General features: G+C 61.3%; 13 protein-coding genes (1 of these 13 cut by a window edge). 8 read left to right on the top strand and 5 right to left on the bottom strand.

Annotated elements, in window-relative coordinates; genetic code table 11:
- Positions 1-43 precede the first annotated feature (43 nt).
- The 3 genes from KVG95_RS17470 to KVG95_RS17460 are packed head-to-tail and all read left to right on the top strand — an operon-like array spanning position 44 to position 1960.
- Positions 44-781 carry an SDR family oxidoreductase gene (locus tag KVG95_RS17470; RefSeq protein WP_217857315.1) on the top strand — a complete coding sequence of 246 codons (738 nt, stop codon included), beginning with the start codon at positions 44-46 and terminating at the stop codon, positions 779-781.
- A gap of 31 nt (positions 782-812) precedes the next feature.
- The gene (locus tag KVG95_RS17465) at positions 813-1070 is read left to right on the top strand and encodes an Atu4866 domain-containing protein (protein ID WP_123720437.1); all 258 of its coding nucleotides are present in this window, start codon (positions 813-815) and stop codon (positions 1068-1070) included.
- A 53-nt stretch (positions 1071-1123) separates the two neighbouring features.
- Entirely contained in the window at positions 1124-1960 is an 837-nt protein-coding gene (locus KVG95_RS17460; RefSeq protein WP_217857314.1) for an SDR family oxidoreductase, read from the top strand.
- Positions 1961-2001: 41 nt separating this feature from the next.
- Here KVG95_RS17460 and inhA read toward each other — a convergent pair whose 3' ends face one another.
- On the bottom strand, positions 2002-2688 hold the full coding sequence (gene inhA, locus KVG95_RS17455) for an isonitrile hydratase (RefSeq protein WP_217857313.1): 687 nt from the start codon (positions 2686-2688) through the stop codon (positions 2002-2004).
- A 91-nt stretch (positions 2689-2779) separates the two neighbouring features.
- On the opposite strand from inhA, the gene KVG95_RS17450 reads away from it, so the two are divergent.
- The gene (locus KVG95_RS17450) at positions 2780-3772 is read left to right on the top strand and encodes a GlxA family transcriptional regulator (protein ID WP_217857312.1); all 993 of its coding nucleotides are present in this window, start codon (positions 2780-2782) and stop codon (positions 3770-3772) included.
- Here the strand turns inward: KVG95_RS17450 and KVG95_RS17445 are convergent.
- Both KVG95_RS17445 and KVG95_RS17440 read right to left on the bottom strand, forming a co-directional pair.
- Entirely contained in the window at positions 3741-4643 is a 903-nt protein-coding gene (locus tag KVG95_RS17445) for an alpha/beta fold hydrolase (protein WP_217857311.1), read from the bottom strand. The genes KVG95_RS17450 and KVG95_RS17445 overlap by 32 nt on opposite strands.
- A gap of 58 nt (positions 4644-4701) precedes the next feature.
- Positions 4702-5091 (bottom strand): hypothetical protein, encoded by a 390-nt coding sequence (locus KVG95_RS17440; protein WP_217857310.1) that lies wholly within the window; start codon positions 5089-5091, stop codon positions 4702-4704.
- 683 nt (positions 5092-5774) lie between these two features.
- Here KVG95_RS17440 and KVG95_RS17435 point away from each other — a divergent pair.
- Complete coding sequence (locus KVG95_RS17435) at positions 5775-6149, top strand: DUF6124 family protein (protein ID WP_217857309.1); 375 nt, start codon at positions 5775-5777, stop codon at positions 6147-6149.
- Between the two features lie 195 nt (positions 6150-6344).
- Here KVG95_RS17435 and KVG95_RS17430 read toward each other — a convergent pair whose 3' ends face one another.
- Positions 6345-8168 (bottom strand): glycoside hydrolase family 15 protein, encoded by a 1824-nt coding sequence (locus tag KVG95_RS17430; RefSeq protein ID WP_217857308.1) that lies wholly within the window; start codon positions 8166-8168, stop codon positions 6345-6347.
- Between the two features lie 115 nt (positions 8169-8283).
- On the opposite strand from KVG95_RS17430, the gene KVG95_RS17425 reads away from it, so the two are divergent.
- A complete protein-coding gene (locus KVG95_RS17425) occupies positions 8284-8427 on the top strand; it encodes a hypothetical protein (RefSeq protein ID WP_217857333.1) in 144 nt (47 codons plus the stop codon).
- A gap of 180 nt (positions 8428-8607) precedes the next feature.
- On the opposite strand, the gene KVG95_RS17420 is transcribed toward KVG95_RS17425, so the two are convergent.
- The gene (locus KVG95_RS17420; RefSeq protein ID WP_217857307.1) at positions 8608-9741 is read right to left on the bottom strand and encodes a cupin-like domain-containing protein; all 1134 of its coding nucleotides are present in this window, start codon (positions 9739-9741) and stop codon (positions 8608-8610) included.
- Between the two features lie 144 nt (positions 9742-9885).
- On the opposite strand from KVG95_RS17420, the gene KVG95_RS17415 reads away from it, so the two are divergent.
- Positions 9886-10623: a thioesterase II family protein gene (locus KVG95_RS17415; RefSeq protein WP_217857332.1), complete on the top strand. Its 738-nt coding sequence runs from the start codon at positions 9886-9888 to the stop codon at positions 10621-10623.
- A gap of 243 nt (positions 10624-10866) precedes the next feature.
- On the top strand, positions 10867-21942 hold the 5' portion of the coding sequence (locus KVG95_RS17410) for a non-ribosomal peptide synthetase (RefSeq protein ID WP_217857306.1). Its footprint extends 1305 nt past the window's final position; 11076 of the gene's 12381 nt are visible here — the first part of the coding sequence; it begins with the start codon at positions 10867-10869; its stop codon lies beyond the right edge, outside the window.

The following is a 21942-nucleotide window of genomic DNA, read 5'->3' as shown; positions in this document are numbered from 1 at the left end:
TCCCCATCCGGGATGTTCCAGTCACCAGAACAAGGGAAAAGTCATGTCCAACATTCAAGGCAAAGTGGTTGTCATTACCGGCGCCAGCAGCGGAATCGGCGAAGCCAGTGCACGTCTTCTGGCCAGTCAGGGCGCCCATGTGGTTCTCGGCGCCCGACGCGTCGATCGCCTGGAAACACTGGTCGCAGAACTCAATGAATTTGGCCGGAGCGCAGCGTTCAGGGCGGTGGACGTCACACGCCGCGATGATGTGCAGGCCTTCATCGATTTCGCCGTCGAGCGCTTTGGCCGGGTCGATGTAATCGTCAACAACGCCGGAGTCATGCCCCTGTCGAAACTCGAGGCGCTGAAGGTCGAGGAGTGGGACCGGATGATCGACGTCAACATCCGTGGCGTCCTTCACGGCATCGCTGCCGGGTTGCCATTGATGCAGCGTCAGCGCTGCGGCCAGTTCATCAACATCGCCTCCATCGGTGCCTACACCGTCAGCCCGACCGCCGCCGTGTATTGCGCCACCAAATTCGCCGTGCGTGCGATTTCCGAAGGCTTGCGTCAGGAAGTCGGTGGCGATGTGCGAGTCACGGTGATTTCCCCCGGCGTGACCGAATCCGAACTGGCCGAGAGCATTTCCGATGCCGGCGGCCGCGCCGAAATGCGTGAATTCCGCAAGATTGCCATTCCTGCCGAGGCTATCGCCCGAGCCATTGCCTATGCCATCGATCAGCCGGCCGATGTGGATGTCAGCGAATTGATCGTACGGCCGACGGCCAGTCCGTTTTGAACCGGCACTTATTGAAGTCGGGAGAACTGAAATGACCAAACCATCAGGCAATCAAGACCAATACGTTGGCCTTTGGGTCACCGCCGACGGCGTGATCCGCCACCAACTGCTGCCCGGCGGGCGCTACGACGAGGCGCGCGGCCATCGGGAAAGCGCCTATCTGGGCCGCTATTGGCTGGAGGGCGACCACATCGAATATGTCGACGACACCGGTTTCACGGCTGACGGCGACTTTCGCGACGGGGTGCTCTACCACGCCGGGATGGTGCTGTACCGCCGGCCGGAGTGACGCGTCATTGATTTTATCGAGCAAGTCATGCACTGAAACAGAGGAACCTACCCATGAAAAACTCTCCTAAAACCTGGTTTATCACCGGCGCCTCGAAGGGCCTCGGCCTGGCCCTCGCGCAACAGGTGTTAGCCTTGGGTGATCGCGTCGCCGCCACCTCCCGTAACCTCGGGGAGCTGCAGGCCGCCAGCGAGCGCTTTCTGCCGCTGCAAGTCGATTTGATGAATGAATCCAGCGTGGCCAGTGCTATCGCAAGCACCGTTGAAGTCTTCGGCAGTCTTGATGTCGTCGTCAACTGCGCCGGTTACGGCCAGCAGGGCACCTTCGAAGCGCTGTCGGACAGCGAATTGCGGCGCAATTTCGATGTGAATCTGTTTGCGCCGCTTAATGTATTGCGTCACGCCTTGCCGCAGTTGCGGGCGCAGCGCAGCGGGCACGTGATCAATATCTCGTCGATTGTCGGCTTCGATGGCGGTTATGCCGGTTGGGGCAGTTACGTGGCGAGCAAGTTCGCCCTCGGTGGTATGACCGAAGCGCTGGCGGCAGAGGTTCAGGAGTTGGGAATCAAGGCCACCGTGGTTTATCCGGGACCGGTGCGTACGGGGTTTCTGTCCAGCGCTTCACTGGCTGTTGCCGAGCGCAGGATTGATGATTACACCGCCGCGCAAGCCTCACTGGACCTGCACCAGAACACTCTTGATGGTCAGCAGGCCGGCGACCCGGACAAGATTGCCTTGGCAATCATCCAGGCGGCCAATGTCAGTGAGCCGCCGCTGCACTTGTTCATGGGCCAGATTGCGGTTGACCTGGCGCAACAGAAAATCGCACAGGTGCAGCAGGACTTGAACCAGTGGAAAGCCATTTCGCTGGCAACAGATTTTCCGGCCTGAGTGACTGGCTGCGGGGGCAATAGCGCCCGCAGCCGTTTCTTTCACTGGCGGGCGAGTTTCGCCGCTGCACGTTCGGTGATTTCCGAGCGCAATTTCAACGACGCGGCAGCGCGTTTGCGGGCTTCATCCAGCACGCTGACCGGCGCTGTCTCGGGACTTCCCGAAGCAAACGGTGGCGCCGGCGCGTATTCCAGCTGCAACTGCACCAGTTGCGCCGTGTCCTTATCGAACAATTCAGCCGCCAGGGTCAGGGCAAAATCGATCCCTGCGGTGATCCCGCCACCGGTCAGCAGATTGCCGTCGCGCACCACCCGATCGTTCACCGGGATCGCTCCCAAAACCCCAAGCAATTGGTGATACGCCCAGTGAGTGGTGGCGCGTTTGCCCTTGAGCAACCCCGCCGCGCCAAGCACCAGTGCGCCGGTGCAGACCGAGGTGACATAACGCGCGTTGGCGGCCTGCGCCTTGATGAAGGCCAGGGTTTCGTCATCCTCCATTAACGGCCCGACGCCGCTGCCGCCGGGAATGCAGATCACATCCAGTGGCGGGCAATCGTCGAAGGTTGTGGTCGGTTTCAACACCAGTCCGGTGCTCGCGGTGATCGGGACCAGGTCCTTCCAGATCAGATGCACTTTCACGTCCGGCAGCGAGGCCAGCACGTCATAAGGGCCGGTCAGATCCAATTGTTGAAGCTGCGGGAACAACAGAAAACCGATCTGCAACGTCATGGCGTTTTTTCTCCTGGTTGGGGTGGACGACTTCACTGTAGGCTCGTAGGATCTGGCGCATACGCCAATCACCCCACGAATTACGCCAAGCATGCCGAACAACCCGAAAACCATTCATGTGCTGGCCTTTGCCAATGTGCAACTGCTTGACGTCACCGGGCCGTTGCAGGTGTTCGCCTCGGCCAACGACATTGCTCGCCAGCAAGGTTTGCCACCGCCCTATGCACCGTCGGTGATTGCCAGCGGTGGCGGGGCGGTGATGTCGTCGGCGGGGTTGGCGCTGTTTGCGGAGTCGTTGCCGGATCAGGGCAGTGACACCTTGATCATTGCGGGTGGCTGGGGCGTTTACGCTGCGGCGAAAGACGAGCCGCTGGTGGCTTGGGTACGTGAGCACGCGACAGGGTGTCGGCGGGTGGCGTCGGTGTGTACCGGGGCGTTTTTGCTGGCGGCCAGCGGTTGGCTTGATGGCAGGCGGGTGGTCACACACTGGACCCGTTGCGAGCAATTGGCGCATCAGCATCCCAAACTCCAGGTCGAACCCAACCCGATCTTCATCAACGACGGCCCGGTCTGGACCTCGGCCGGGGTCACCGCGGGCATCGACCTGGCCTTGGCGATGGTCGAAGAAGACCTCGGCCGAACCATGGCCCTGGACGTCGCCCGGCAATTGGTGGTGTTTCTCAAGCGTCCGGGTGGTCAGTCGCAGTTCAGCGTTACCTTGTCTTTGCAAAAGGAAGGCAACCGATTCGACGACCTCCATGCCTGGATCAGCGAAAACCTCACCAAGGACCTCGGCATCCCGACCTTAGCCTTGCAGGCCGGCATGAGCGAGCGCAGCTTCGTCCGTCACTACCGCGCCGACACCGGCCAGACTCCGGCGCGGGCCATCGAACTGATTCGGGTCGAGACCGCGCGACGGCTGCTCAGCGACACCGGTGTGCCGATCAAACGGGTCGCGGTGCAATGCGGGTTTGGCAGCGAAGAGACCTTGCGCCGCAGTTTTCTGCGAGCCATGGGCGTGACACCGCAAGCCTATCGCGAGCGGTTTTCCGTCAGTTCTCCAGCAGATCCAGTATTGCCTTGAGGGTCGCCTCGGGCGCTTCTTCGGCAATGTTATGCCCGACGCCCGCCAATACTCGGCGTTCATAAGGGCCGGTAAAGCGCTCGGCGTCTTCATCGATTTCAGAGGCGGGGCCTACACCATCATCGGCGCCGCACAGGGAAATCGTCGGCACGCTGATCACCGGTTGTTGGGTCAGCGCTTCTTCCATCCACTCCAGCGCCGGATCGCCGGGCGCATACATGAACCGGTGCCGGTACGAGTGAATCACCACCTCGACGAAGTCCGGATTATCGAAGAGTGGCGCGCTCAAGGGATAACGTTCGGCATTTTTGACCCAGGTCGGCGACCACAACTTCCAGAGCAGTTCGCACAGTGCCCGGCGGTTTTGGGTCAAGCCTTCAACACCGCGCGGGGTGTGGAAATAGTACTGATACCAGAGACGGTGTTCAGTCTCCGGATCCAGAGGCTGGGTGGAGTTGGGGATGTTCTGAAGGTTGTAGCCATCCCCGGTCACCAGACAGCGCACCCGCTCCGGCTTCAGCGCCGCAACAATGCACGCCGCCCGACCGCCCCAGTCGTAGCCGCACAAAGCAGCTTGTTTGATGGCGAGGGCGTCCATCAGGTCCAGCAAATCCTGGGCGAGGGCGGCTTGCTGGCCGGAGCGCAGTGTGTCGGGGGAGTTGAAACGAGTCGGGCCGTAGCCGCGCAGGTACGGGACGATAATGCGGTAGCCCTTTGCGGCGAGGACCGGGGCGATTTCGTCGTAGGCGCGGGGGGAGTAGGGGAAGCCGTGGAGCAGAATGACCGGGTCGCCGGCGCTGGGACCGTGCTCTTCGTAGGCGATATTGAGGCTGGGTGTCAGTGCGTATTGGATCTGCGCGTCATGGTTCATTTGACATTCCAGAGGGCTGTTTTGAGAGGCTGATTCAAATCGACTCGGGGCCTTTTCCTCAGGCTTCCACGTCCGCCACCTGATTGAAATACTTCGACCGATCCGGCGTAAACGTCACCATCATTTTGGTCCTGGAACAGGTCAACGCCCGTTCTGCGCTCAGATCAATATCCAGATCTTCCCCGCGCAACCCCTGCCATTGGGCGAGGTATTTGAGGGATCCGTATTTTTCGAGTTTCTTCAGGCTGCGACTGACACCACCTTTCCAGCCCAGCACCGGGAGTTCGCCGGTGAGGCATTGTTGGGCGAGGTCGGGGAAGCGGACGGCGCGTTGGCGGCCGATTTCCCAGCATTTGATCAGTCCTTTGTCGTGGCCCTCCCACAGTTCATCCCGGTTCAGGCCTGATCGGAGTGGGGTGTCGATGCTGCGATGGATACGCTGGGTCATTCTGGTTCCTTGAATTCGGGTTTTGTTGGACAGCTCCGCTGTGCCCGTTGACGTGGATGGTAGGGATGGATGTAAGCGGTGGCAACAAGGTATTTCTGGATGTAGGAATGAGTTACCGCGAGTTTATTGGACTGGTTTTGTTTAGTGATTGTAGGTTCTGCCAACCTGGTTCTGTGGCGAGGGGGCTTGCCCCGTTCGGCTGCGTAGCGGTCGAAAAGCCAGCAAATGCGGTGCTTCTGAAGGAATGTGGTTGTGGATTTCAGGGCCGCTGCGCGCCCCGACGGGAGCAAGCTCCCTCGCCACAGGAGGTCAGCAGTGTCAGATGGAGCGTGTTTAAGTTCATTGCGGGTAAGCCTCGGTCCTACAAAAAGTGTCGTAAAAGTGGATATTTCCGACGAGTCTTGGCGGTTGTAAGTGAGGAAAGGGAACCGATAGTCTTTCCGGGTCGCTGCCAATTCAGCGACCGGGTTTGGTCACCCGTGCAATGTCAGGCGTGCAAGCGCCAACGTGAGCATGTCGGCGCTTTTTCGTGCGCTTGTCGGTATGCTTCGCGGTGGGCTGTGCGCGGGGCACTTTCGAGTGCGCCGGGTGCCTGACTTCCCGGTTGACCAACCTGCGCACCGCCCACCACCCATCGTTTGGTCACGACGGTGGTGAGCTTCATGAATGTCAGGAGTTACACCATGATAAAAGACAGTCCCAATCCCCCAGAAACCGACGACGTCTCCCCCTACGAATCCCTCGATTCCAAAAAGCTCCACGACGCTGCCGAACGGGCGCTCGACCACTACCTCAAACCCGCCCCCAAAAAAACCGAAAGCCGCAAGCCAAGCAAAATGTTCATGGTTGCCCCGGACATGGACAACGAAAGCCTGCTCGCTCATGTCTGCGAATCACTGGCCTCAGCCAGCGTAATGGCCAGCGACATTGCCGCGTATGTCGACGCCCCGCAGCGGCATACGCTCCTGGCGATTCAGCAGGTCATCATGCTGGCCGAGCTGGCGGTGAATCGGGTGCTCGATAACGTCGACGTGCCAAAGCCCACGCCACACAGCTGATCCCCTGTGGGAGCGGGCTTGCTCGCGAAAGCGGTGTGTCAGGCGACATCAATGTTGAATGTGAAATCGCCTTCGCGAGCAAGCCCGCTCCCACAGTTTTGTACGGTGTACATATCCCACAATTGGAACGGTGTGCATCTGTAGCAGCGAGCGGTATGGCGATCCGACTTGCCTCCGAAGAAGGCGACGCGGTCTTCAAGGCTGCCAAAAGTTTTTCTCCCCGCTCAACTTCCTGTTCAGGAAACTCGCCGCGCTGATCAGCGCCAGGTGCGTCAGCGCTTGTGGTGTGTTGCCCAAGTGCCGGGCATGGCTGTCGAACTCTTCGGCGTACAGCCCCAGCGGGTTGGCATACTTCAGCAATTGCTCGAACTCCAGGTGTGCCTTTTCCACTTGGCCGGCCCGGGCCAGGCATTCGACGTACCAGAACGAGCACGCGGCGAAGGCGCCTTCGGTGCCGGGCAGGCCGTCGATCTGGCTGTTGTCGTTGCGGTAGCGGTAGACCATGCCTGCACGCACCAGGGTTTTCTCGATGGCTTCGAGGGTCGAGATCCAGCGCGGATCTTTGGCGCTGACGAAGCGCACCAGCGGCATCAATAGCATCGAGCCGTCGAGGCCGGTGCCGCCGATGTGCTGGACGAAATGCCCGCGTTCTTCGTTCCAGAAATTGCTCCAGATGTCGGTGTAGATCGCTTGGCGGGTCTGGTCCCAGCGGGCGAAGGGGGCGGGCAGCGAGCGTTTGGAGGCCAGCCGGATGGCGCGATCCACGGCCACCCAGCACATCAGTCGCGAGTGCAGGAAATGATACTGCTCGCCGCGCATTTCCCAGATGCCGACGTCTTTTTGCTGCCAGGTTTCGCAGACCTGATCGACCACTTCCACGGTGTGTTTCCAGCCTTCATGGGAAATCGCTTCACCGTGCTTGTTGACCAGGTACACCGCGTCCAACAGCTCGCCGAAGATGTCGAGCTGGATTTGATCGTAGGCCTGATTACCGATGCGTACCGGTGTTGCGCCGCCATGACCGGACAAGTGTGAAAGTTCAACTTCCGGCAGTTCCTGACGGCCATCGATGGCGTAGAGGATGTTGAGTTTCATCGGCTTGCCGCGGCAATCGCTGACCCTGCCGCGCAGCCAGCGCATGTAGGCGTTGGCCTCCTCGACGAAGCCCAGGCGCATGAAGGCATAGACGGTGAACGAGGCATCGCGGATCCAGGTGTAGCGGTAGTCCCAGTTGCGTTCGCCGCCGGGCGTTTCCGGCAGGCCGAAGGTGGCGGCGGCGAGGATGGCGCCGTGTTTGCGTGAGGTCAGCAGCTTCAGGGCCAGTGCCGAGCGATTGACCATTTCCCGCCAGCGACCGCGATAATTGGACTGGCCGATCCAGTCGCGCCAGAACTTCAGGGTGCGCTCCAGGCACAGCGCGGCGGCGCCTTCCTTGAAGCGCGCATCGTCAACGCCACCGAGCAGGAACTCGGCGCTCTGGTTCTGTTCGAGGATGAATTCGGCGACGGCCGCATGGCCCTCGATACGCAAGGATTGATCCGAACACAACTGTATGGCGGGCTGACCGGCGGCCTCGAAACATACACTCCGATCACGTGCGCGGGCCTTGGTCGGAGCCCGGGCATAGTCATGACGCACGGAGCAGCGCATGCGGATCGTCGCTTGTCCGCTGACCACCCGCACCCGGCGCATCAACATCGGCAAATCATCTTCGCTGTCGCCGATGGGCAGCAGGTCGGTGACTTCGACCACCGCGTGATCGCTGAGCCATCGGGTTTGCAGGACGTTGGTGTCGGGCAGGTAAATCTGCTCGCGACGGGCGTCGGGCAGGTCCGGGGCCAGTTGGAAAATACCGGCTTCGGGGCTGTCCAGCAGCGAGCAGAAGATCGACGGACTGTCGAATTCCGGCCAGCAGAAAAAGTCCACGCTGCCCTTGTCGTTCACCAACGCTGCGCTGCGCATATCGCCAATGATGCCGTGGGCGTCGATGGCGCTTTGTCGTTCGGAATGATCAACCATTGCCGCAGTGCTCCGGGGAACCGAGGGTCTAACTAGCTGACCGGTTTGAGCCGCAGAGAGTTCATTTGCCGGCAAACCGTCGTTCACACTCAACCAACAATTCGAGGCTTTCCCCGTGGCAGATGTTTGTGGCAAGTTGCAGGCCTTTGTTGAGGCCGGACCCCATCGCGGTCGGCCTGAGTTGCAAACCGCTTATGCGCTGGAATCGGTGCTGGACGAAGTCTGCTTTATTGTCGGGCCGCCGCTGTCGGTGGGGTAGCCCGGTGCAATGCAATGCAAAATGTGGGAGCGAGCCTGCTCGCGATAGCGGTCAGGCAGGCGGTATTGATGTTGAAGGTGATGGCCTCATCGCGAGCAGGCTCGCTCCCACAGTGGGATATGTGTTGGGCTAAATAACCGGGACAATGCAAATTCAGGTGCAAGCAAGCCTGCTCCCGGGTTACCAGCCTCTTCCCGAATTCACCCAGAAATTCACCGACAACGACGTCGACACCGATTCCACCTGATGGAACCAGCCTTCGGGTAGAAACAGCAGGTCGCCGGCCTCCAGGGTCACCCGCAGAAACGTCACGTCCCGCGCTCCGGGGAAGCGCTGATAATCCGGCGCATCCGGGTTGAAATCACAACCGTCGAGCCCGCCTTGGGGGGCCGTCGACCAAGTGCCGAGGGCTTCGCGGTGATGAGGCGCGGCGAGGGTGAAGGTTTTCTGGCCCCAGACCTGAGCGAACAGGTTGTCGGTATCATCGCGATGCAGCGGTGTCAGCGTGCCTTTGGGGCCGATCCAGATGCGTGGCGGGATGAACAGCGCTTGATCGAAATAGGGCGGGTACTTGATCTGCTCCATCAATTGCGCGGGCAGGATATTGTTGCCCATGTACGCCGGTGGTTCGCCATCGGCGCTTTTGACCGCCGGGGTATCCAGCGAGGCGATGAACGCGGCCATGGAGGTGGAGCGGAAATCCCGTTCCGTGGAGAAGGTTTTCTTCACGTAATCGCCGTGTCGGGTGATGCCTTGCAGTTCGGCGAAGTGCACCAGCGATTCTTCGCGGCTGAGCTTGAACAGGGGCCAGTCTTGCAAGGCATCGCTGATCACCAGAGGAATGCCATGAGGCAAATAGCGAGTCTCGAATTCCAATACCGACAGCTCGCTGCGTGGCCGGCGCTCCACCGAATATTGGGTTGGCAGGCTCGCGGAAACCTTTTCGCTGAAACGCGGCGGGGTCGGGTAGCGCTTGTTCATGTCGACCTTTTCCACCACACCGCCCCCATGGCGAGCGTGATCGATGATCTGCGGCAGCATCGTCGCCAGGCCCATGTTGCCACCAATTTTCAAGCGGCCGCTGGCGAACAGCTCCTCGACGTTGGCCATGCCGCCCATGATCCCGAGAAAGTCCTTTTCCGCAACTTCGATGGTCACGTCGGGGCTGGCATGTCGGCCGGCTTCGGTGCGGCTGCTGGCCTTGACCTCGGACCAGTACGCCTGGTGCGGGCCGAACACGAATTGAAAAACCCCTTCGATGCCGACGGCACCGGCATTGGCGAACAGTTTGCCCAGGATGGTCTGCAGGTCCACGGCTTTTGCCCCTTGTTGGTTTTGGTCTGAGCTGGTTTTGGTCTTAACAGGGGACGATAACCTGCAGCGCAAATTTAACCGGCGCTGACTAATTTGCGTCGCTTGCGGACCGTCCCTCCTTACAGACGACTTTTTGAGGTGAACGTGGTGACCAAGCTGACCTTGCTGTGCCTGCCGTACTCTGGCGCCAGTGCCATGGTCTACAGCCGCTGGCGGCGCAAGTTGCCGCAATGGCTGCAGTTGCAGCCGGTAGAGCTGCCGGGGCGGGGCGCACGGTTCGGCGAACCGCTGCACACCGACATGCGCGCACTGGCGATGCAATTGGCCAGTGAGCTGCGTTTGACGCTCAAGGCGCCCTACGCCTTGTTTGGTCATAGCCTGGGCGCCTTGCTGGCATGCGAGATGGCCCACGCCTTTCGTGCGCTGGGCTGCCCGGAACCGGTGGCCCTGTTTGCCTCGGGAACGGCGGCACCCACGATGCGGGCCGACTACGACCGCGGCTTTGCCGAGCCGAAAACCGATGGGCAGTTGATCGAGCAGCTACGAACGCTCAATGGCACCAGCGAAGAGGTGCTGGCCAATGAAGAGCTGATGAGCCTGACGCTGCCAATTCTGCGCGCGGATTTTCTACTGTGCGGACGTTTTCAGCCGGTGCAGCGGCCATTGCTCAAGTGCCCGGTGCACGTGCTGGGAGGCAAGTCCGACAAGGCCACCACCGAACAGTTGATCGGTTGGAGCAAGGAAACCCATGGCAGCTTTTCGGTGGACATGCTGGCCGGCGGGCACTTCTTCATTCATGAGCACGAAGCCAAGGTGCTACGGGTGATCAAGGATCAGTTGGAGGTTCATCATCGGCGGGGTGCCATGGCTGCCATGGCCTGACCTGCTTTTCTTGTGGGAGCGGGCTTGCTCGCGAAAGCGTCGGATCAGCCAACATCAATGTTGAATGACACACCGCTTTCGCGAGCAAGCCCGCTCCCACAGTAGATTTGTATTTGCCTGTCTTTCCTCGCTTCACCCTCCTTCCTGATACTTATTCTCAAACGCTAATTTTTCCGGTCTGCATTCGTTTTATAGGGACGACGTGCCTTTGTGCTTCCTGCCTACTGATCCGGATGCTAAGAAATGAATGCTGAAGACTCCTTGAAACTTGCTCGCCGGTTTATCGGGTTGCCCCTGGAAAAGCGCCAGATGTTCCTTGCGGCCTTGCACAAGGAGGGCGTGGACTTCGCCCGTTTTCCGATTCCGCAAGGGGTCGAGGCCGAGGATCGGCAAGCGCTGTCCTACGCTCAGCAACGCATGTGGTTTCTCTGGCAACTGGACCCGCACAGTGGCGCCTATAACTTGCCGGGCGCGGTGCGCCTGACCGGGCGGTTGAATCTGCCGGCCCTGGAGCAAGCGTTCGCCAGCCTGGTGGCGCGCCATGAAACCCTGCGCACGGTGTTCCAGCGCCAGGCCGACGAGACTCTGCAACAAGCGCCGACCAGTGCGCCGCTGGTGATCGAACAGGTCGATTTCAGCGCATTGCCGCCCCTTGAGCGCGAGCAGGCTGTGGCCGAGGCTGCCCAGCAGCAATCGCTGCTGCCGTTCGACCTTGCCGTCGGGCCGCTGCTGCGGGTCAAGCTGCTCAAGCTCGCTGAGCAGGAGCACGTGCTGCTACTGACCTTGCACCACATCGTTTCTGATGGCTGGTCGATGAATGTGTTGATCGATGAGTTCATCCGCTGCTACGACGCCCACGATGCAGGCGCGCAACCGCAGCTCGCACCGCTGCCGATTCAGTACAGCGACTATGCCTTGTGGCAACGCCGCTGGCTGGAAGCCGGGGAACAGGCGCGGCAACTGGAATACTGGCAAGCCCAATTGGGCGACGAGCACCCGGTGCTGGAGTTGCCCACCGATCACCCGCGCCCGGCGATGCCCAGCTATCGCGGCACGCGTTATGAGTTCGGGATCGATGGCCAACTGGCCGAGCAACTGCGAGCCACCGCGCAGAAACACAACATCACCTTGTTCATGCTGTTGCTCGGTGCTTTCAACGCGCTGCTGCACCGTTACACCGGGCAGACCGATATCCGCGTCGGCGTGCCAATCGCCAACCGCAACCGCGGTGAAATCGAAGGCTTGATCGGTTTCTTCGTCAACACCCAAGTGCTGCGCACCCGGCTCGACGGCCAGACCCGCGTGGCCGATTTGCTCAGTGACATCAAGGAAACCGCCCTCGGCGCCCAGGCCCATCAGGACTTGCCGTTCGAGCGGCTGGTGGAAGCGTTGAAGCTGGAGCGCAGCCTCAGCCACACGCCGTTGTTCCAGGTGATGTACAACCATCAGCCGCAGGTGGCAGACATTTCCACAGTCGCTACCGCGTCGGGCCTGGAACTGGGCGTGATCGAATGGGAAGGGCGCACCACCCAGTTCGACCTGACCCTGGATACCTATGAAAAGGCCGGCACACTGCACGCCGCGCTGACCTACGCCAACGACCTGTTCGACGCCGCGACCATCGCCCGCATGGCACGGCACTGGACCCATCTGTTGCGCGGCATGGTCAACGACAGCCAGCAGCGCATCAGCGATTTGCCGTTGCTTGAAGCCGCGGAATACCAGCGCATCGTCCACGACTGGAACCGCGCTGACCAAGGATTCGCCGATGATCTGTGCATCCATGAGCTGATCGCCAGGCAAGTCGCGGCCATGCCAGACGCGCTGGCGGTGACCTTTGCGGCAAAACAACTGACCTACGCCGAACTCGACGCTCAGGCCAATCGTCTGGCCCATAAACTGATCGAGTCGGGCGTGGGCCCGGAAGTGCGGGTCGGCGTGGCGATGCAGCGTTCCGACAGTCTGCTGGTGGCGTTACTGGCGGTGCTCAAGGCCGGTGGCGCCTATGTGCCGCTGGATCCAGATTACCCGGCCGAACGAGTGGCCTACATGCTCGAAGACAGTCGCGCCTTGGTGCTGTTGACCGAGCAGGCGTTGGCCGCGACGTTGCCCGTGACTGCGCAAACCCAAGTGCTGCTGATGGACGCCGCAGAGCCGTGGCTGGCCGCTTACCCGAGCAGCGCGCCGGTGACTCGCGTCACGCCGGATAATCTGGCTTACGTGATCTACACCTCCGGCTCCACCGGCAAGCCCAAAGGCGTGGCCATCACCCATAGCAACGTGCTGGCGCTGATCGACTGGTCGCAGTCGGTCTATAGCCGCAACGATATTCAAGGTGTACTGGCCTCGACGTCGGTGTGCTTCGACCTGTCGGTGTGGGAGCTGTTTGTCACCTTGGCCAATGGCGGCTCGGTGATCATCGCCCGCAATGCCCTGGAACTGCCGCAACTGCCGGCCCGGGATCAGGTGCGTCTGATCAACACCGTGCCCTCGGCGATCAATGCATTGCAGCGCGACGGACAGATTCCGCCGAGTGTGCGCATCATCAACCTCGCTGGTGAGCCGCTGAAGCAGAGCCTGGTGGATGCGTTGTATCAGCAGCCAACCCTCGAGCACGTCTACGACCTCTACGGTCCATCGGAAGACACCACCTATTCCACCTGGACTCGGCGCGAAGCCGGCGGCACCGCCAACATCGGCCGCCCACTCAAACACACCGCCAGTTATTTGCTGGACGCCGATCTGCAACCGGTGCCCCAAGGTGTATCGGCCGAGCTGTATCTGGCCGGCGCCGGCATCACCCGAGGTTACCTGGCGCGGCCGGGCATGACCGCCGAGAAGTACGTGCCGAACCCATTCGCCAGCAACGGCGAGCGCCTGTATCGCACGGGCGATTTGACCCGTTATCAGGTCGACGGTGCATTGCAATACGTCGGTCGCATCGACCATCAGGTCAAGGTTCGGGGATTTCGTATCGAACTCGGTGAAATCGAAGCGCGGCTGTTGCAGCAGGACGCGGTGCGCGAACTGGCAGTGCTGGCTCAGGACGGCGCCAGCGGTCTGCAATTGGTCGCCTACATCGTGCCGACCGATGCAGGTGTGTTGACGGGTAATGCCGATGCTCAAGCGAGCCTGCGTGAAACCCTGAAAGCCGCCCTGCGCCAACATTTGCCGGATTACATGGTGCCGGCTTATCTGCTGTTTCTCGAGCAATTGCCGTTGACGCCCAACGGCAAACTCGACCGCAAAGCCTTGCCTGCGGTCGACGGCACTCAGCAGCAACGCGAACACGTGGCGCCACGCTCGGCGCTGGAAAAGTCCCTGGCAGCGATCTGGCAGGACGTCCTGGCCATCGACAACGTCGGCCTGGAAGACAACTTCTTCGAACTGGGCGGCGACTCCATTGTGTCGATGCAGGTGGTCAGCCGCGCGCGTCAGGCGGGCATCGTGTTGAGTCCCAAGGATCTGTTCCAGCACCAGACCATTCGCAGCCTGGCGCAAGTGGCCCGCAGCGGTGAACAGAACCTGATCGATCAAGGTCCGGCCGTTGGCGCGGTGGCCTTGACGCCGGTGCAGCACTGGTTCTTCGAGCAAGCGATTGCGCAGCGTCAACACTGGAACCAATCGCTGCTGCTGGTCCCACGCGAAACGCTGGATGCCGGGGCGCTGGATCAAGCGTTGGCGCAGTTGCTCAAGCATCACGATGGTTTGCGTCTGCGATATGAAATGACTGATGCCGGTTGGCAGCAAGCCTATGGCGCGGTGTCCAGCGAGTCGGTGTTGTGGCAACGCTCGGCGCAATCGGCCGAAGAACTGAATGCCTTGTGCGACGAAGCCCAGCGCAGTCTTGATCTGAGTCACGGCCCATTGCTGCGAGCGCTGTTGGTGGACATGGCCGACGGCACGCAACGGCTGCTGTTGGCTATTCATCACCTGGTGGTGGACGGTGTTTCGTGGCGGGTGTTGCTGGAGGATCTTCAGCAGTTCTACAGTCAGGTACGCGACGGCTCGACGCTGACCGCCGCGGCGAAAACCAGTTCCTGCCAACGCTGGGTGGCGCGTCTGCAAAGCCACCTGCCGACATTCCAGAACAGTATCGATTATTGGCAGGCCGAACTGCGCGATGCAGCGCAAAACGACTTGCCGTGCGACCGCCCTGACGGCGCACTGCAAAACCGTTTCGAGCAGAAAGTCGAACTGACCTTCGACGCCGAGCAAACCCGCAAACTGTTGCAGCAGGCGCCAGCCGCCTACCGCACTCAGGTCAATGATCTGCTGCTGACCGCGCTGGCGCGGGCCGTGTGCCGCTGGACCGGGCAGGGCAGCACGCTGATCCAGCTCGAGGGGCATGGCCGCGAAGACCTGTTCGACGACATCGATTTGACCCGCACCGTCGGCTGGTTCACCAGCCTGTTCCCGGTCAACCTGAGCCCGGCCGGCGATCTCGGCGCATCGATCAAAACGGTCAAGGAGCAACTGCGCGCGGTGCCGGACAAAGGTCTGGGATACGGTGTGCTGCGTTACCTGGCGGACCCGCAAACGAGCACCGCACTGGCGGCCCTGCCGCAGCCGCGCATCACCTTCAACTACCTGGGGCAGTTCGACCGCCAGTTTGACGAGGCGGCGTTGTTTGTGCCGTCCAGCGAAGGCAGTGGCGCGGCCCAGGATCCGTCGGCGCCGTTGGCCAACTGGCTAACAGTCGAAGGTCAGGTGTACGGCGGTGAGCTTTCGATGAGCTGGGGCTTCAGCCGTGAGATGTTCGACACGGCGACCATCCAGCAGCTGGTTGATCAATACGCTGTCGAACTCAATGCGTTGATCGAACATTGCTGCACCCTCGAAACCCCACAGGCTACGCCGTCGGACTTCCCGCTGGCGCGCATCACCCAGGCACAACTCGATGCACTACCGGTGGCCGCCGGGCAACTCGACGACCTCTACCCGCTATCGCCGATGCAGCAGGGGCTGTTGTTCCACACCCTTTACGAGCAGGCGGCGGGCGAGTACATCAATCAGCTGCGGGTGGATGTGCAAGGCATCGACCCCGAGCGTTTCCTCGGGGCCTGGCAGGCCACTGTCGATGCTCAAGACATCCTGCGCACAGGTTTTGTCTGGCAGGGTGAACTGGAGCAACCGGTCCAGATCGTCCACAAACAGGTTCAGTTGCCGTTCACCGTGCTGGACTGGCGTGAGCGAGGCGATCAGGTTCAGGCCTTGCGTGAACGGGCCGATGCCGAACGCCAACAAGGGTTCGACCTGAGCCAGGCGCCGTTGCTGCGACTGGTACTGGTGCAAACCGCCGTCGATAGTTGGCACCTGATTTATACCCATCACCACATCCTGATGGACGGCTGGAGCAATTCGCAGTTGCTCGGCGAAGTCTTGCAGCGTTACAGCGGTCGCGCGCCGGTGTCCTCCGTCGGGCGCTATCGCGATTACATCGGTTGGTTGCAACGTCAGGACGCGCAATCGAGCCAGGATTTCTGGAGCGAGCCGTTGGCTTCTTTGCAAGAGCCAACCCGACTGGCCCTGGTGGTGTCTGGCAACGAAACCCTTAGCGGGCACGGCGATCACTTCCAGACCCTGGAAGTCAGTCGCACCCAAGATTTTGAAGCCTTTGCCCGACAACAGAAAGTCACCCTCAACACCCTGGTGCAGGCCGCGTGGCTGTTGTTGCTGCAACGCTACACCGGTCACGAAACCGTGGCCTTCGGTGCCACGGTGGCTGGGCGCCCGGCAGACTTGCCCGGCATCGAGCAAGCTGTCGGCTTGTTCATCAATACCTTGCCGGTGATCGGCGCGCCGCGTCCGGATCAGAGCGTTGGTAACTGGTTGCAAGCCGTACAGGCGCAAAACCTCAACTTGCGCGAGTTTGAGCACACACCGCTGGCGGACATTCAACGCTGGGCCGGGCAGGGTGGCGAAGCGCTGTTCGACAACATTCTGGTGTTCGAGAACTACCCGATTGCCCAGGCGCTGCAACAGGGTGCAGAACAAGGCGTGGTGTTCGGCGAAGTCGCCAACCTTGAGCAAACCCATTATCCGTTGAGCGTCGCCGTGACGCTGGGCCAGACACTGGCGCTGCATTACAGCTTCGACCGGGCGCATTTCTCCACGTCGGCGATCGAGCGCATCAGTGCGCACCTGCTGCAACTGCTGGAACAGTTTGCCGAGTCGGCCGAACGCAACCTCGGCGAAATCGCCTTGGCCAGCGCCGCCGAACTTGCGCAGCAAACGGCCAGTAACCGGCCGCAAGCGTATCCGGTGAATGTCGCCGTTCACCAACGCATCGCCGAACTCGCCGCCCAGCGCCCGGAGCGCACGGCGGTGATCTTCGCCGGTCAGCGTTTCAGTTATGGCGATATCGACCGGCGCGCCAATCAGTTGGCCCACGCCCTGATCGCGCGAGGTGTCGGCCCGGAAAGCCGGGTTGGCGTGGCCTTGCCGCGTAGCGAAGGGGTGATCGTCGCGTTGCTGGCGGTACTCAAGGCCGGCGGTGCCTACGTGCCGCTGGACACCAGCTACCCCCGTGAACGCCTGGCCTATCTGATTGAGGATTCGGGGCTGGCGTTGCTGCTGACCGATTCTGCTGTTTCTGCGCAGTTGCCGGTGGAAGATTCGGTCCCGGTGCTGGAGCTCGACCGCCTCGATCTGCGCAGCCAATCCCTCAATGCGCCTGAGGTGCAGCTCGATCCGCAGAACCTCGCTTACGTCATCTACACCTCCGGCTCCACCGGTAATCCCAAAGGCGTGAGCGTTGCCCATGGCCCGCTGGCGATGCACTGCCAGGCCATCGGCGAGCGTTATGAAATGCGTGACAGCGACTGCGAATTCCACTTCATGTCCTTCGCATTTGACGGCGCCCACGAGCGTTGGCTGACCAGCCTGACCCACGGCGCCTCGCTGCTGATTCGCGACGACAGCCTCTGGACCCCGGAGCAGACTTACAACGCCATGCGCGAACACGGCGTGACGGTGGTGGCGTTCCCGCCGGTCTACCTGCAACAACTGGCCGAGCATGCCGAACGTGAAGGCAACCCGCCGAAGGTGCGGATCTACTGCTTCGGCGGCGATGCCGTGCCCAACGCCAGTTTCGAGCGGGTCAAGCGCGCGCTCGATCCGGACTACATCATCAACGGCTACGGCCCGACCGAAACCGTGGTCACGCCGCTGATCTGGAAGGCCGGGCGCGACGTGCAGTGTGGTGCGGCCTATGCGCCGATCGGCAGTCGTATCGGTGACCGCAGCGCTTACGTGCTGGACGCTGACCTGAACCTGCTGCCCCAAGGTATGGCCGGTGAATTGTACTTGGGCGGCACGGGCCTTGCCCGGGGTTACCTGAACCGTCCGGGGCTGACGGCGGAACGGTTTGTCGCCGATCCGTTCAGCGTTGTCGGTGGCCTGCTGTACCGCACCGGTGACCTGGTGCGTCAGCGTGCCGACGGCACTTTCGATTATCTGGATCGCATCGACAATCAGGTGAAAATTCGCGGTTTCCGTATCGAGCTGGGAGAAATCGAAGCGCGCCTGCAAACCCTCGAAGGTGTGCGCGAAGCCGTGGTGGTTGCCCAGGAAGGCACCGCCGGCAGCGGCAAGCGCCTCGTGGCTTATGTGGTGGCCGACGCGCTCAATGCCGATCGCGCCGATTTCGCCGAAAGCCTGCGCGAACAACTTAAAGCCGTGCTGCCGGCGCACATGGTGCCGGCTTATTTGCTGCTGCTTGAGCGCCTGCCGCTGACCCCCAACGGCAAACTCGACCGCAAGAACCTGCCCAAACCGGACGTCAGTCAATTGCAGCAAGCCTATGTCGCGCCGCAAAGCGCGCTGGAGCAGCAACTGGCGACGATCTGGCAGGACGTGCTGAAACTCGATCAGGTCGGTTTGAGCGACAACTTCTTTGAGCTGGGCGGCGATTCGATCATCTCGATTCAAGTGGTCAGCCGCGCCCGACAGGCCGGTATCCGCTTCACGCCAAAAGACCTGTTCCAGCACCAGACCATTCAGGCACTGGCCACGGTGGCGCGTCTTGGTGAGCAGGCTCAGTTCATCGATCAAGGGCCGGTGACGGGCGAACTGGCGTTGTTGCCGGTGCAACAGGTGTTCTTCGGACAGGCCATCCCCGAGCGCCAGCACTGGAACCAGACGGTGATGCTCAAGCCGACGCAAACCTTGAATGCCAACGTGCTGGAGCTGGCTTTGGGCGCACTGGTTGCGCACCACGATGGCTTGCGCTTGAGCTTCGCCGAACAGGCCGAGGGTTGGCAGGCGCAGTACCGTGCGCTGGACAGCCAGACCGATGCGATGGTCTGGGCGGTCGATGTCGCCGACGCCACGGCACTGGAAGCGGTAGCCAACGAAGCGCAACGCAGCCTGAACCTGCAAGACGGGCCACTGATGCGTGCGGTGCTGGCGAACCTCGATGACGGCAGTCAGCGACTGTTGCTGGCGATCCACCATTTGGTGGTGGACGGCGTGTCGTGGCGCATTCTGTTCGACGATCTGCAAACCGCCTACCGTCAACTGTTGACCGGCGAAACCCTGCAATTGCCAGCCAAAACCAGTGCCGCCAAGGTCTGGGCCGAGCACCTGCAAACCTACGCTCACAGCGCTGAACTGCGCACCGAACTGGCCTGGTGGCAACAGCAGTTGCAAGGCGTCGAAGTGGCTTTGCCGGCGGATAATCCCCAGGGCGGGCAACAGAACCGACACGCACTGACGGTGCGTACGCAACTGAACAAGGAACTGACCCGCCAATTGCTGCAAGACGCCCCGGCGGCCTATCGCACCCAAGTCAACGATTTGCTGCTGACCGCACTGGCCCGCGTCATGGTGCGCTGGACCGGCGCCGACAGCACATTGATCCAGCTTGAAGGTCATGGCCGTGAAGAGCTGTTCGACGGCATTGACCTGACCCGCACGGTCGGCTGGTTCACCAGCCTGTACCCGGCGAAACTGACGCCGGTCGCAGACCTTGGCGGCTCGCTGAAACAGATCAAGGAACAGCTGCGCGCGATCCCGAACAAGGGCATCGGTTTTGGTGCGCTGGCCCATCTGGGTGACGACGTTGCACGTAAAACCCTCAGCCAATTGCCAGTACCGTGCCTGACCTTCAACTACCTGGGCCAGTTCGACGGCAGCTTTACTGAAGCTGACGGCGCGTTGTTCGTGCCGTCCAGCGAAGCGGCTGGCGATGAGCTGGATGCCAACGCGCCATTGGCTAACCAACTGGCCCTCAATGGTCAGGTGTATGGCGGCGAACTGAACCTGGGCTGGACCTTCAGCCGTGAAATGTTCAATGAGGCGACCATCCAGGGGCTGGCCGACGATTACGCGCAGGAACTGCAAGCACTGATCGCCCATTGCTGCCAGACCGGAAATCACGGCGTCACCCCGTCGGACTTCCCGCTGGCGCGCTTGAGCCAGGCACAACTGGACGGCTTGCCGCTGGCGCCGCAGTCGATCGAAGACCTGTACCCGCTGTCGCCGATGCAACAGGGCATGTTGTTCCATGCCGTGTACGAAGAAACCACGGGCGATTACATCAACCAGTTACGCCTGGACGTCGAAGGGCTCGACCCCGAGCGTTTCCATCAGGCCTGGCAAGCGGCCGTGGATGCCCACGACATTCTGCGCACACGATTTGTCTGGCAGGGCGAACTGGAAAACCCGGTGCAAGTGGTTAGCAAACACGCGCAAATGCCTTACAGCCTGCATGATTTGCGCGTGCATCCGCAGCGCGATCAGGCCTTGCAGACGCTCGCCGACACTGAGCGCCAAAACCTGAACTTGAGCGCGTCGACCTTGTTGCGTTTGGTGATCGCGCGCATCGACGACAACCGTCATCACCTGATCTACACCAACCATCACATCCTGATGGATGGCTGGAGCAACTCGCAGTTGCTCGGTGAAGTGCTGCAGCGTTACAGCGGTCAGTTCAACGTCACTCACAGCGGGCGTTATCGCGATTACATCGCCTGGCTGCAACGTCAGGACACGGCGGCCAGTGAAGCGTTCTGGACCCCGGCGCTGCACGCGCTGGACGAGCCGACGCGTTTGGCCCAGACCGTCGCGAAGCCTCAAACGTCTATCGACACCCAAGGTTATGGCGATCATTTCCAGGTACTGGATGCCGATCAAACCCGGCGTCTGGGCGAGTTTGCCCGGGCCTCGAAAGTCACTGTCAACACGCTGGTGCAGGCAGCCTGGTTGCTGCTGTTGCAACGCTACACCGGTAAAAACACCGTGGCCTTCGGCTCGACGGTTGCCGGTCGTCCGGCCGACCTACCGGGTGTCGAGCAACAGATCGGTCTGTTCATCAACACCTTGCCGGTGATCGCAAGCCCTCGGGCCGAGCAATCGCTCAACAGCTGGTTGCAAGCGGTGCAGGCGCAAAACCTGGCATTGCGCGAGTTCGAACATACCGCGCTGTTCGATATTCAACGCTGGGCCGGGCAGGGCGGTGAAGCGCTGTTCGACAACATCTTGGTGTTCGAGAACTACCCGATTTCCCAAGCCCTGGAGCAGGGCGCGCCGCAAGGACTGCGCTTTGGTCCGGTGGCAAGCCTGGAGCAGACCAACTATCCGTTGACCCTGCTGGTGAGCCTCGACACTCAATTGTCGGTGCACATGAGCTATCAGCGCGCCAGTTTTGCATCGGCGACGGTTGCGCAATTGGCGGCTCATTTGCAGCACCTGTTGAGCCAGATGATCGACGCCGGTGAACGCTGCCTCGGCGAGTTGGTGCTGTTGGATGAGACCGAACAGCAACAGGTCTTGCTGGACTGGAACCGTAGCGATGAAGGCTTCGCCCAAGACCTGTGCATTCATCAGTTGATCGACCGCCAAGTCGCCGCCCAACCGGACGCGCTGGCGGTCACCTTCGCCAGCCAACAGCTGACTTACGCCGAACTCGATGGCCGCGCCAACCGTCTCGCCCACAAGCTGATCGAGTTGGGCGTGGGCCCGGAAGTGCGGGTCGGCGTGGCGATGCAGCGCTCGGACAGCCTGCTGGTCGCGCTCCTCGCGGTGCTCAAGGCCGGCGGTGCCTACGTGCCGTTGGACCCGGATTACCCGGCCGATCGCGTGGCCTACATGCTTGAAGACAGCCATGCGCGGGTGTTGCTGACCGAGCAGGCTGTTGCTGCAACGTTGAACGTCACTGCCGAAACCCAAGTGCTGCTAATGGACCTGATCGAGCCGCAGTTGGCGGATTATCCGCGCAGCGCCCCGATCACTCGTGTCACGCCGGATAACCTGGCTTATGTGATCTACACCTCCGGCTCCACTGGCAAACCCAAAGGCGTGGCCATCGCCCATCGC

Origin of the sequence: Pseudomonas farris (genome assembly GCF_019145235.1) — a bacterium.
Taxonomy (GTDB): Bacteria; Pseudomonadota; Gammaproteobacteria; order Pseudomonadales; family Pseudomonadaceae; genus Aquipseudomonas; species Aquipseudomonas farris.
Note: the sequence above shows the minus strand (reverse complement) of the source record. Positions and strands in the feature narration are given on the sequence as shown.

Bases quoted from the DNA above. Each gene is read 5' to 3' on its own strand.
- KVG95_RS17450 (WP_217857312.1), top strand. From the start codon at position 2,780: ATGCCGAACAACCCGAAAACCATTCATGTGCTGGCCTTTGCCAATGTG.
- KVG95_RS17440 (WP_217857310.1), bottom strand. From the start codon at position 5,091: ATGACCCAGCGTATCCATCGCAGCATCGACACCCCACTCCGATCAGGC.
- KVG95_RS17445 (WP_217857311.1), bottom strand. From the start codon at position 4,643: ATGAACCATGACGCGCAGATCCAATACGCACTGACACCCAGCCTCAAT.
- KVG95_RS17435 (WP_217857309.1), top strand. From the start codon at position 5,775: ATGATAAAAGACAGTCCCAATCCCCCAGAAACCGACGACGTCTCCCCC.
- KVG95_RS17430 (WP_217857308.1), bottom strand. From the start codon at position 8,168: ATGGTTGATCATTCCGAACGACAAAGCGCCATCGACGCCCACGGCATC.
- KVG95_RS17470 (WP_217857315.1), top strand. From the start codon at position 44: ATGTCCAACATTCAAGGCAAAGTGGTTGTCATTACCGGCGCCAGCAGC.
- KVG95_RS17465 (WP_123720437.1), top strand. From the start codon at position 813: ATGACCAAACCATCAGGCAATCAAGACCAATACGTTGGCCTTTGGGTC.
- KVG95_RS17460 (WP_217857314.1), top strand. From the start codon at position 1,124: ATGAAAAACTCTCCTAAAACCTGGTTTATCACCGGCGCCTCGAAGGGC.
- inhA (WP_217857313.1), bottom strand. From the start codon at position 2,688: ATGACGTTGCAGATCGGTTTTCTGTTGTTCCCGCAGCTTCAACAATTG.